General features: G+C 27.9%; 11 protein-coding genes. 8 read left to right on the top strand and 3 right to left on the bottom strand.

The features are described 5' to 3' along the window. Positions 1–151: 151 nt before the first annotated feature. The gene (locus BN2920_RS00320) at positions 152–850 is read right to left on the bottom strand and encodes a GntR family transcriptional regulator (protein ID WP_242868277.1); all 699 of its coding nucleotides are present in this window, start codon (positions 848–850) and stop codon (positions 152–154) included. Positions 851–1,131: 281 nt separating this feature from the next. Between BN2920_RS00320 and BN2920_RS00315 the strand changes: the two genes are divergently transcribed. After that, positions 1,132–2,403, top strand: coding sequence for a PTS sugar transporter subunit IIC (locus tag BN2920_RS00315; RefSeq protein ID WP_058293083.1), 1,272 nt, complete (start codon positions 1,132–1,134; stop codon positions 2,401–2,403). A gap of 125 nt (positions 2,404–2,528) precedes the next feature. Here the strand turns inward: BN2920_RS00315 and BN2920_RS00310 are convergent, their stop codons facing one another. After that, complete coding sequence (locus tag BN2920_RS00310) at positions 2,529–3,053, bottom strand: helix-turn-helix domain-containing protein (protein ID WP_058293082.1); 525 nt, start codon at positions 3,051–3,053, stop codon at positions 2,529–2,531. 244 nt (positions 3,054–3,297) lie between these two features. Here BN2920_RS00310 and BN2920_RS00305 point away from each other — a divergent pair, with 244 nt between their 5' ends. The 7 genes from BN2920_RS00305 (at position 3,298) to BN2920_RS00275 (ending at position 11,257) form a co-directional block, all read left to right on the top strand. Beyond that, complete coding sequence (locus tag BN2920_RS00305) at positions 3,298–3,771, top strand: hypothetical protein (protein WP_058293081.1); 474 nt, start codon at positions 3,298–3,300, stop codon at positions 3,769–3,771. Positions 3,772–4,196: 425 nt separating this feature from the next. After that, complete coding sequence (locus BN2920_RS00300) at positions 4,197–5,555, top strand: sucrose-specific PTS transporter subunit IIBC (RefSeq protein ID WP_058293080.1); 1,359 nt, start codon at positions 4,197–4,199, stop codon at positions 5,553–5,555. A gap of 200 nt (positions 5,556–5,755) precedes the next feature. Beyond that, on the top strand, positions 5,756–6,745 hold the full coding sequence (locus tag BN2920_RS00295; protein ID WP_058293079.1) for a LacI family DNA-binding transcriptional regulator: 990 nt from the start codon (positions 5,756–5,758) through the stop codon (positions 6,743–6,745). A gap of 27 nt (positions 6,746–6,772) precedes the next feature. Next, on the top strand, positions 6,773–8,227 hold the full coding sequence (locus tag BN2920_RS00290; RefSeq protein ID WP_058293078.1) for a sucrose-6-phosphate hydrolase: 1,455 nt from the start codon (positions 6,773–6,775) through the stop codon (positions 8,225–8,227). Continuing rightward, positions 8,217–9,164 (top strand): carbohydrate kinase family protein, encoded by a 948-nt coding sequence (locus BN2920_RS00285; RefSeq protein ID WP_058293077.1) that lies wholly within the window; start codon positions 8,217–8,219, stop codon positions 9,162–9,164. The genes BN2920_RS00290 and BN2920_RS00285 overlap by 11 nt, the downstream gene beginning before the upstream one ends. Before the next feature lie 230 nt (positions 9,165–9,394). Next, on the top strand, positions 9,395–10,669 hold the full coding sequence (locus BN2920_RS00280; RefSeq protein WP_058293076.1) for an HlyC/CorC family transporter: 1,275 nt from the start codon (positions 9,395–9,397) through the stop codon (positions 10,667–10,669). Between the two features lie 129 nt (positions 10,670–10,798). Beyond that, positions 10,799–11,257 carry a nucleoside deaminase gene (locus BN2920_RS00275; RefSeq protein ID WP_058293075.1) on the top strand — a complete coding sequence of 153 codons (459 nt, stop codon included), beginning with the start codon at positions 10,799–10,801 and terminating at the stop codon, positions 11,255–11,257. A gap of 98 nt (positions 11,258–11,355) precedes the next feature. On the opposite strand, the gene BN2920_RS00270 is transcribed toward BN2920_RS00275, so the two are convergent. Beyond that, positions 11,356–12,972, bottom strand: a complete 1,617-nt coding sequence (locus BN2920_RS00270; RefSeq protein WP_058293074.1) for a Na/Pi cotransporter family protein — start codon at positions 12,970–12,972, stop codon at positions 11,356–11,358. Positions 12,973–13,212: the final 240 nt, after the last annotated feature.

Here is a 13,212-nt window from a genome sequence, read left to right as displayed (position 1 = left end):
CTATAGATGAGTGATAAGTATTATTACGGAATGTAGAATATAGAAGTTTATTTCTATGTTCTACATTCCGTACTCTTATTTAACTGGATCTATGTCAATAATGTAAATACCGTTTTAAGAAACTAAATTTTTAGAGACTTTCTTTTTTAGTTTATCTTCTACAGTAATATGAAAATTTATTTTCTGTACATGTAGAAAGTGAGTATTCATAAATTCTGCCATTAGTTAAATATCCTATATTTTCAATTCGCATAACAGTAGATTCAAGTGGAAGACTTAACAAGTTGCACTCAAAATCCTTTAATTTCACAGAGGTTATTTCTCTTATTCCATAATTAATTTTAAAATCATACTGGTTTTCAATAAATGCAATTAAACTACTTTTACAATCTTCTATGGTTAATGTTGGAAAAAGAGAGTATGGCATATATATTTCTTCTAAATGATCTACTGTAGAATTAACATATCTAACTCGAATAATATGCCAAACCTTAGAATTATTATCTATATTTAATTTACTACAAATCCTATCTGATGATGTAATTAATTCAAATGTATGTACTGAAGTTAAAATGGAATTTGGATCATATAAATCAGATAGCGAGGATATAAATAATCTATTATTATCATAAAATGCAGGATTATTTATATAAGTAACTCTATCACAAGTTTTAATTAGATAATTCCTTTCGATTAGGTGATTAATTACTTTTCTTATAGTATGTCTATTACATTTGTACTTAATAGCTAATTGATTTTCTGATGGTAAATTACTAGAGATAGCGAGTTCTCCAGATAGAATTTGTCTAATCAAATCATTTGTTATTTCATCACTCTTCAAACTAATCACATCCTAACTAAGTATAAAGTTTATAACATATTTTGACTAATAACTATTTGTGTTTTAAAATTGACTAAATAATATAGTATGAAGTAAATGAATTTTAAAGACATTTCTTATTTTATTAAAATTATATCATGAAACTAAAAAAGTTGTATAGACAATGAAACTGTTTAGATTAAATCTAATGTAATATAAAGTCATAGAAATTATAACAATTCAATATTTTTTAAATTTATTGTAAACGATATTTAAAATACAATAAATGAGATGGATAGGGAGGAAAACAAATGAAAGAGTTTTTTCAAAACAAAATGGTGCCGACTATGGCGAAAATTTCAAATCTAAAGTATCTTATTGTTTTAAGAGATGCATTTATGATGGCATTTCCAGCAACAATATTTGGTTCATTTTCAGTTGTATTAATGAATCTGCCATTTGCTCCAGAAGGGTTTACTAATTTAATGTCTTCAATTTTTGGAAATGGTAATAATGCTACTATGGCAATAATGTCTATATTTGTATGCCTAGGTATAGGTATTAATTTAGCTAAGCAAGATGGTTATGATGATGAAGCACACTTCATTGGGATTACATCATTAGTTGGATTCCTATTAGTAACTCCAACAACAAGGGTGTTAGAATCAGGCGAAGTTGTTGATGGTATATTTAATATATCTAATCTAGGTGCATCAGGAATGTTTGTTGGAATGATAGTTGCATTTATATCAGCAGAATTACACTGTTTTGTAAAAAGAAAGGGATGGAAAATTTCAATGCCTGAAATGGTTCCTGAAACAGTTGCAAAATCTTTCTCTGCATTAATACCAATGTTATTTTCATTAACGATTGTAACTTTAATGAATTATGTTATTACGACAGTATGTGGTGATGACTTACATTCTCTTATTTTTACATGGCTACAAGCTCCATTACTTGGAATTGGCGGATCGTTTGGAGCCTTAATGGTTACACAATTTTTAATTCAGTTCTTATGGTTCTTTGGTATTCATGGACACAATGTTGTAAATCCTATGATAACACCAATATTGCAAACATTAGGATTGCAAAATCTAGAAGCTTATACAGCTGGACTAGAAAGAACTAATATATTTACTATGCAATTCCAAGAAATATTTACAGTAAGTCTTGGTGGGTCAGGTATGACATTAATAGTAGTATTAATGATGATATTTTTTATGAAATCAAAAACATTAAAGAGTTTAGGAAAATTAGCAATTGGACCAGGAGCATTTAATGTAAATGAACCTGTTATATTTGGATTACCTATAGTATTAAACAGTTTAGCTTTCATTCCATGGGTATTTGGAACAATGATTTCAGCAGCTATTGCATATTTCGCAATGAAATTGGGAATAGTTCCATTAACAACAGGTGTAGCAATTCCTTGGACTACACCAATATTTATATCTGGTATGATGGCTACAAATTCAATAATGGGTGGGGTATTACAATTAGTTCAAGCACTTATTGTAGGGGTGATATGGTTCCCATTCTTGAAAATGATGGATAAGAAGTATTTAGATAATGATGATATTTAGATAACAAAAAAAAAATATGGTGCCACAAATTATAGCACCATATTTTTTATATATTAAACAATAAACTTAATATAACATAAACCTAATTTATTATGATTAGTTAAATGATTCTTTTATGAAGATTCTTAAAAGCTATCAATAAGTTCATTAACTTCAAATGTTACTAGTTGTAAAATCTTATCACTAAGATCTTTAAATTGATCATTAGTCAAATTAATATTCATCTCACCTTTATTAATATAAGCCAGAGGAATTAAGTTATTTTTAATTTCTGACTTTAAATATTCATTTAATATGGAATCATGTTCATTAAGTTCGTTAAAATTAATATTGAATCCACAGAGCTGGATTAATCTTTCAATAGTGGTCAATTCTTTTGAAATGTCACATTCTTCAGGAACAACTATATCCTTTGATTCTAAAGAAATATCATTCCTATTTGAATTTAATAAGTCATATATACTCACACCAAGAATTTCTGAGATATTCAATAATATTTTTTTACCTGGCTCTCTATTATTATTTTCATAATTTGAGTATGTTGAAGAAGGAATGTTGAGTAATGATGCCATATCCTTCTGAGTTAGTCCTTTTTTCTTTCTTAAATCTTTAATGTTATTACCAACTTTGATTATTTCATTAATTCCCAAAAATTACCACCTCCCATATTTTATATTTTAATTATTTTTTTATATTTTTGCAATACTGAATTTGTATATTTATGGAAAAATAAAATTTGAAAAGCAGAAATTTATAATAATTTTTTAAAATAATTGTGATAATATACAAATGATTTTAAATTTACGTAAACGTTATTATAATATGTTGATTATATTCTGAAATGATATAAAATATAATTATAGTAATAATTATATGAAGGGTGGACAGAAAATAATGGATACAGTTTTAGAACAATTTATAGCATCAGATAGACCAAAAAGAATAAGTAATGGATTTAAGAATTTAGCAATAGGACTAGCAGTTGCAGGAGTATTAGTATTTGTTGCATCTAATATAATTGGAATAGCATTAGAAATAGCAGCAGCAGCACTTTTTATAGGAAGTTACTTCATGTACATAGATTACGAATATGAAATGTTTGAAGGAAATATAACTATAAGTAAAATTTATAGAGCAAGTAAAAGAAAATTAGCTCAAAAAATTGATAAAGATCAAGTTAAGAGGGTATATATTATTGAAAGAAAAGATGCATTAAAAAAAGGTGTTCAGGCTTACTATAACACTAATCTAGATGGATTAAAGATATATACATTCGAACTAAACAATCAAAAAGTAGTTCAATTAGCACTAAACAAAAAAATGTCTGATATGGTAGATATATATTATAAACAAAAATTTACATTATAATTTTTTATCATAAGAAAAATCAATTTTTAAAAGATTTCATTTGCTATATAACAAATGAGATCTTTTTGTTTTTTAATATATTATTTATATTTTAGAAATAATAAGTGTTGGAACATAAGCTGAAAATTAAATTATAATTTTTTACAATCTGTAAGTGAAACTGATATCACATTTTTGTTTCAGATGCTTAAATCTTAAAAAGATCACTTAATGAGAATATCATCTAAATGTAGAAGGTATGAGGAATTAAAGAAGACAAATTTAAACGTAGATTTAATATATTGGAAATTAATTAAAAAAATATCAAAAATATATTGACAATAACTATATGGAACTGATATCATATAGCTACAAGGTGATCATACACAATTAAGGATATGGAAACCTTGTGAAAACGATTAATAAATAAATGTGGAGGAATGGTTATGAAGGAAAAGATAGTAGCCGAAGAAATCTTAAAACACATAGGTGGAAAAGAAAATATTAAATCAATCGAACATTGTGCAACAAGGCTTAGACTGATATTAAAAGATAAAACAAAATTAAATGAAAAAGCAATTGAAAACATTGATGGGGTAAAAGGACAATTCTTTGCCGCAGCTCAATATCAAATTATTCTTGGAACAGGGTTTGTAAACAAAGTATATGGAGTAATTGTTGGGGAATCATTAGATTTGGCAAACACAAGTGCAAAAGAAGATGCATATAGTGAAATGACAATGCTTCAAAAGATATCTAGAACATTAGGAGACGTTTTTGTGCCTATAATACCTGTACTAGTTGCGACAGGATTATTCATGGGATTAAGAGGGCTTTTAACTAATTTAGGATTATTACAATCAGGAACTAATTTTTATTTATTTACAGAAGTTTTAACTGATACAGCATTTGCATTCTTGCCAGCATTAGTTGCTTGGTCAACAATGAAAAAATTTGGTGGAACACCTGTAATAGGTATCGTTATAGGTTTAATGCTTGTATCACCTAGTTTGCCAAATGCTTATTCAGTAGCAGGTGGTACTGCTGAACCAATTTATTTATCACTATTAGGTTTAACAATTCCGGTAGTAGGATATCAAGGATCTGTATTACCAGCATTAGTATTAGGTATAATTGCAGCTAAAACTCAAAAGGCACTTAAAAAAGTAATTCCAGATGTAATAGATTTAATAGTTACACCATTTTTAACATTATTAATAGCAATGATATTAGGTCTTCTAGTAGTTGGACCATTAATGCATAGTTTAGAATTATTCATTTTTGGAGCAATAAGAAGCTTTATGGGACTTCCATTTGGAATAGGTGGATTAATAATAGGTGGAGTTCATCAAATTATAGTTGTTACTGGTATACACCATGCTTTAAATGCACTAGAAGTTGAACTTATAGCATCTACAGGAACAAATCCATTTAATGCAATAATTACTTGTGCAATAGCAGCTCAAGGTGCAGCATCAGTTGCAGTTGCACTAAAGACTAAAGATAAGAAAAAACGTTCTTTATATATTTCGTCAGCAGTTCCAGCATTTTTAGGAATCACTGAGCCAGCTATTTTTGGTATTAATTTAAGATTTATTAAACCATTTGTTTTTGGATGCATAGGTGGAGCAGCTGGAGGAATGGTTTCAGCAATGTTACACTTAGCAGGTACAGGAATGGGAATAACAGTACTTCCTGGAGCACTATTATATATAGGAAATTTAGGACAGTATGTATTAGTAAATGCAATCTCAATGGGAGTAGCGTTCTGCTTGACTTACTTCTTCTTTAAGACAGAAGAATAGGATTAACATAAAAATATTAATTAATAGATAGATTTAGTAGAGTTAAATTACTAAATCTATCTAGTGTTATATATGATTAAATTAACAAATCCTTTAAAAATAAAAAATATTGCAATAAGTATTTTTTAGTCTAGACTATAATGAGATATAATTATATTAATAAATCTTTTAGTTAGACAAATTTTTGGAGGATAAATTGTATGAAAAGTAAAGTTACGATTCAGGATATTGCTAATATGGTTAATGTATCTAAGAGTAGTGTTTCAAGATATCTTAATAATGGATATGTAAGTGAAGAAAAAGCTGAAAAGATAAGAGAAGCTATTGAAAAAACTGGATTTGAAACTAATTTTTTTGCGAAAAGATTAAAAACAAAACAGAGCAAGCTTATAGGAATTATTCTTCCAAGAATTGATTCTGTTACAGTTGGTAAATTATTAACTGGGATAAATAAGAAACTAGAAAGTGAAGGTTATCAAGGCATTATACTTATTAGTGAATTAAGTGTAGAAAAAGAATTATCACATATTAATAGTTTATATCAACAAGGTGTTGATGGAATCATTGTTAATTCCATAGCAATAACTAAAGAACATATTAAATTAGTAAATAGATTAAATATACCTGTTATATTTACAGGACAAAAAAATAATCTTGTGGATTGTATAAAAATAAATGACTATGAAGCAGGAAAAATTATGGGTAACTTCTTTAAAGAGAAAAATCATAAAAGGGCCGTATTTATTGGAGTAAGTGAAGAAGATGAAGCAGTTGGTATAGATAGAAAAAATGGTTTTATATCAGCCTTTAAGGATGGAAATGAAAATTCAAGAGTTGATTTCATTGAAGCTGATTTCTCTTTTATGAAAGGTTATGAAAAGTCAAAAGAAGCTTTAGATTTTAAGCCGACAGCAATAATATGTGCAACAGATAATATATGTCTTGGAGTATTAAGATATTTACATGAAAATAAAATTGGTGTTCCAGAAGAGGTATCAGTAGCAGGGTTTGGAGGATATGATGTGGGAAGTGTATCCTATCCAACTTTAACTACCATTGCATTTAATTATGAAGCTATAGGTAATCAGGCTGCACAAGGAATATTAGATTTAATTAATGATAAAGAATTAACCAATGAAGAAGAAGCATCACTAGATCTAATAGAACGCGAAAGTGTAAGAAAATTATAATAAAACTCAATTCAGAAGGAGTCAAGTATGCAAATTAACGAAACGTATCAAAAGATAAAGCAAGATTTAGAAAAATATTATTCTAGTAAAGATAATAATAGATGGAGAAATAAATTTCATATAGAGATGCCATTTGGTTTAGTTAATGATCCTAATGGATTAGCATATTATAACGATGAATATTATATATTTTATCAATGGAATCCATTTGGATGTGAACATAAAACTAAACACTGGGGATTAGTAAAGACTAAGGACTTTGTTAATTTCACCATGCCAGAAATAATTTTAAAACCTGAAGATTGGTTTGATAAAGATGGATGCTATTCTGGAGGGGCATATGTAAAAGATGATATTTTAAAATTATTTTATACTGGTAATGTAAAAGGACCTAATAATGAAAGAGAATCTTATCAATGTATAGTTGACTATCATAAGGATGGATCTTTTGAAAAGAAGGGCGTAATTATAGAAAAGCAGCCTGAAGGTTATACAGCTCATTTTAGAGATCCTATGATATTTGTTGAAAATAATACTTATTATATGGTACTTGGAATACAGAATAAGGATCTAAAAGGAAGAGTTTTAATATATAAATCAGAAGATATAGAAAAGTGGGAATTAATTGGTGAGTTAGAAACTGATATGAAAGACTTCGGATATATGTGGGAATGTCCTAATATATTCAGAGTAAGCGAAGATAAATTTGCATTTATGTTTTCACCACAAGGGTTAAAAGCAGAAGAGTTAAGATATCAAAATATATACCAATCTGGATATGTTATTGGAGATTTAGATTTAAATGAAGTTTCATTAACTAACTATTCTGAATTCAAAGAAATAGATATGGGATTTGATTTTTATGCACCACAAGTATTTAAGCATAATGGTAGGAATATCATGATTGGATGGATAGGAATGCCTGATAAGGACAATGAGTATGCTACATCACAATATGGATGGATGCTTGGATTAACTATGCCAAGAGTTTTAGAGTATAAAGATGAAGTTTTATATCAAAAGCCACTTGAGCTTATAGAAAATTTAAGAGAGAAAAAAATTATAGATATAAATAATCAAATAGAAGAAAATTATGTTGTAAAATTAGGTTCTAAGAGTGTAGAATGTAAATTGGATTTAGATTTAAGCAATATAGAAAATTTAGATATAAAATTTAAATTTAAAGATGAATATATTTCATTATTATATAATAAAAAAGATGAAGTGTGCATTTTAGATAGAAGCAATATGGAGCTTGGTGGTAAAGGAATAAGAAAATTTAAATTAAAAGCAGAAGATTCAATGAAGCTTCATATGTTTATAGATAATTCGGTTATGGAGATATATTACCAAGATGGTTTAGAAACTACTACCTTAATGTATTTCCCAAAAGAAGAAGGATTAGAAATAGAAATTAAAAATAACATAAATATTAATACGTTACAAGTATGGAACTTAAGGGGGATTAAGTATGAAAAATAATATATTTTGTATAGGTGAACTTTTAATAGATATGGTTTGCGTTGACAATAAAGGACTAAAAGATGGAGAAAAGTTTGAAAAAAAAGCAGGTGGAGCACCAGCAAATGTTGCAGCTAGTATATGTAAATTAGAAGGAAATTCATATTTTTTAGGGCAAGTAGGAGATGACTTCTTTGGAACATTCTTAGTTGAAATGTTAGAAAGCTTAAATATAAATACAAGTATGACTGTTAAGAATGGAAGTACTACAATAGCTCTAGTTGGTATTGATGCTAATGGAGAACGTAACTTTGACTTCTTAAGAGGAAGTGATGGAGAATACTCATTTAATAACATTGATACATCTAAAATAACATCTTCAGATATAATTCACTTTGGATCAGCAACTGGATTTTTAGATGGGGAATTAAAAAATACATATTTCAAATTATTAGAACATGCAAAAACTAATAATATATATGTATCATTTGATCCTAACTACAGAGATGCATTAATTAAAGATGATATGTTAGATCAGTTTGTTTCTGACTGCATTGAATTCTTAAAAGTAACTGATTTTACCAAATTAAGTGATGAAGAATTAACATTAATAACAAAAGAAAAAGATTTAGATGCTGGAGTTAAGAAATTACATGAATTAGGAGTTAAAGTTGTTACTATAACTTTAGGATCAAAAGGAACATACTTAAGTGTTAATGGAGAAAATGTAATAATTCCATCAATAAAAATTACTCAAGTTGATTCAACAGGTGCTGGAGATTCATTTGTTGGAGCAGTATTAAAGCAAGTAGCTGAAATAGAAGATAAAAAAAATATCAGCATGGAAGAATGGAAAAAAATAATTACATTTGCTAATAAGGTAGGAGCAATAACATGCACAAATTATGGCGCAATAGATTCAATGCCAACATTAGAAGAAGTAAAAGATATAAAGTAGTATAATAAAAGCATTAGTGCAAAAAATAAGCATTATATAGTACTTATTTTTGCACTAATATTTTTTATACTGAATTTAAAGTGTGTTACTAAATAATTTGAGTATCTGGTATATTAAGATTTAATGTTAATTATGTATATATATCAATAATTTATTTAAGATACTTGTCCAATTAATTGTGGTATAATAGATAGTAACATATATTTAAATTATTAGGAGAGTGATTATTTTTGGACCCTAGTTATACGTGGCAGATAGTTAGCTTAATTATTTTAATTGGACTATCAGGCTTTTTTTCAATGTCAGAAACTGCATTGATGTCTTTAAATAAAATTAAATTAAGACATATGGTGGAAGAAGGCGTTGCAGGAGCTAAATCAGTAGAGAAGCTTATTGAAGATCCCAATAAGCTATTAGGAGCTATATTGATTGGGAATAATGTTGTAAATATAGGAGCATCATCATTGGCTACTGTATTGGCTACAAATATTTTTGGAAATAGTGGAGTAGGAATAGCAACAGGAGTAATAACTATACTAGTGCTTATATTTGGTGAAATAACTCCAAAGTCTATTGCTAAACAGAAGTCAGAAACTGTTGCACTAATGGTGGTAAAGCCAATACAATTTATAGTATTTATATTTAAACCATTTGTCTATGTATTTACAATTATTTCTTCTTTGTTTATACGTCTTTTAGGTGGAGATCCAAATAAAGCAGAATCATTTATAACAGAAGAAGAATTAAAAACAATGGTTGATGTCAGTGAAGAAGAAGGAGTACTAGAAAATGTAGAGAAAGAAATGATATTTAATGTATTTGATTTTGTTGATCTTCAGGTTAAAGATGTTATGGTGCAAAGAGTTGATATCGTAGCTGTAGATGAGGAAGCAACATATGATGAAGTTATGGATATCATTAAGAGTGAGCAATTTTCTAGAATACCAGTTTATAGTGAAACAATAGATAATGTTATTGGAGTAATAAATGTAAAAGACTTCGCTATGGTTGAAAATATAAGAGAAGATTTTAATGTAACTAAATATGTGAGAGAACCTTTTTATACTTTTGAATTCAAAAAGATAGTAGAATTATTTAAAGAGATGAAAAAAGCAAGAAATCATATAGCAGTTGTACTAGACGAATATGGTGGAACTGTAGGACTAGTAACTATTGAAGACTTAGTTGAAGAAATAGTTGGTGAAATCGAAGACGAATATGATGAAGAAGATAATTCTATTGAAGTTATAAAAGAAAATGAATATGTAGTTGATGGAAGTGCCAGATTACATGATATTAGTGAACTTTTAGGTGTTGATATAGATTCAGAAGAGTTTGATTCTGTAGGTGGACTGATGATTGGTGCGTTGGGAAGAATGCCTGAAGAAAAAGAAGAAGTTGTAAGCAATGATATAACATTTATTGCAGAAGAAATAGATAAAAATAGAATTAAAAAAGTTAGATTGATTAATAATTATAAACCGCCAGTAGATGAAGAAAAATAATTAATAAAAAAACTGCTGTATTTCAGCAGTTTTTTTAAAATATAAAGATAGTTAATTGGTGGCTATTGAGTAATCTTACTAAATGTAATTTCATATATTAAGCTTAAAGTGTGAGGATGTTTAACTTTTATGAATGATTTTAAAAAAGAATTTATGAATGAAGCTATACAAGAAGCAATATTGGCAAGAAATAAAGGAGAGATTCCAATCGGTGCAGTGATTGTTAAAGATGGAATTATAATAAGTAGAGCTCATAATTTAAAAGAGATATTTAATGATGTAACAGCACATGCAGAGATTCTTGCCATTAGAGAAGCTGCTAAAGTTATTGGAGACTGGAGATTGAATGGATGTGAAATGTATGTAACTCTTGAACCTTGCTCTATGTGTGCAAGTGCTATTATTCAAAGTCGAATATCTAAAGTTTATATAGGTGCATTCAATAATGAAATGGGTGCGTGTGGTAGCATAATAAACCTGCTAGATAATAGATATATGAATTCTTTTGTGCCAGTAGAATGGATGTATAATGATAAATGCGTGAATCTGATAACAGAATTCTTTGAGAATAGTAGAGGTAAAAAGTGAGAAGAATTTACTTATATATAAATACTAACATACATTTAGAATATAAAAAAATCAATATATAATAAGTACAATTATAATATATTGATTTCAAAGTTTAATTAATTATCATGATTATTTGTTATGGCTTCTGTTATATTGGTTGAATGATCACCAATTCTTTCAAAGTTAGTTATTAAATCTAGAAATATAGCACCAGCATAAGCAGTACATTTTTCGTCGTTTAACCTTTGAATATGTTTTTGCCTAAAGCTCTTTTGAAGTTTATTAATTTTTTCTTCAATTTCTACAATTGATTTAGCAATTTCGGCATCTTTAGTTACATAACAGTTTATTGCAATATTTAGAGCTTCCATTGTTAAGTTATATATTTCATATAAATCATCTACTGCATTTCGGCTATATTTAAGCTTTCTATCGATTTTTTCTACTGCTAAATCTGCAATATTTTTAGCATGATCACCAATTCTTTCAATATCAATAATTACATGAAATGTTGATGATACCATTTCTTTTTCTCTAGAAGATAGATCACATTTTGATAACTTTACTAAGTATGTTGTTATGCTTTCTTCAAGTACGTTAATAATATTTTCATTTTCATAGAGTTCTTTTATGGATTTTTCGTCATTGTTAATGAATGAATTCATAGCTAATTCAACATTTTTCTTTGCCTTATTTGCCATTCTTATAGTTTCTTTTTCCAGCTGTCCGGCGGCAATAACAGGGGTTTCTAATAATCTATCATCTAAGTATTTAGGCCCTATTTTTTCGATGGAATCATCGCCTTCAGGTATAATTTTATTAACAAAAGCTATCATATAATTACTAAATGGGAATAAAATAATAGTATTTACTACATTAAAAACAGTATGTGCATTAGCTATTTGCCTACTTATATCTTGGCTAGTAATTTGAACAAAATCGCCTAGTATACCCAAGAATGGGACTGCAATTATTGTACCTATTAAATTAAACATTAGATGTAATATAGCGGTTTTACGAGCAGTTTTATTTGTACCAATACTAGATAATAATGCAGTAATACAAGTACCTATATTGCATCCGAATAGAATTGGTAAAGCAAGAGTAATATTTATTGCACCAGTATTAGCTAAAGCTATTAATATACCAGTAGTAGCCGATGAACTTTGAATTAATGCTGTTAAAGCTAATCCAGTGATTATTCCTATGAACCAATTATCACCTATAGCAAGAATTAATTGAGTAAACCAAGGTGCGCTAGCTAACGGTTTCATTGCAGTGCTCATGGTGGACATTCCTGTAAAAAGTATACCAAAGCCAAGAATTATATTTCCTATTTCACGTCTACGTTTAGCTTTTGCAAGCATTATAAGAATAGTTCCTAGAAATACAAATAGTGGGGCAATAGCATCAAGCTTGAATGCAACTAATTGAGCAGTTATTGTTGTTCCTATATTTGCACCCATTATAACTCCAAGTGCTTGAGATAAATTCATTAGTCCTGCATTAACAAATCCAACAACCATTACTGTAGTTGCGCTACTGCTTTGAATTATTGCAGTAACTATAGCTCCGACTAATATCCCCATCAGTCTATTACTTGTGACTTTTTCAAGAATATTTTTTAGTCCTTCTCCGGCAGCATTTTCGAGGCCATCACCCATTAAGCTCATTCCATATAAAAATAATCCTAATCCGCCTAATAATTCGATAATCATTTTTAAAGTATTCAAAAAATCCTCTCCTTAATTTTTATGTACATACGTACCAATTTTAACAAGTTTTTAATGAAATAATAATGATTTTAACAATAATTTAACATTAATTTGTATAAAAGTAATTAAAATGACGAGTAAATTATAATATATTATGAAAACATATGTTTAAATTAGTGTGGAATTTATCTTAAATTAGTCTATACAATGAAATGAATTATTATGTATTGAGATAGAAACATATTTATGATAGAATGA

The organism is Clostridium neonatale, from assembly GCF_001458595.1.
In the GTDB taxonomy this organism is placed as follows: Bacteria; Bacillota; Clostridia; order Clostridiales; family Clostridiaceae; genus Clostridium; species Clostridium neonatale.
This window is presented reverse-complemented; position numbering and strand designations above follow the sequence as displayed.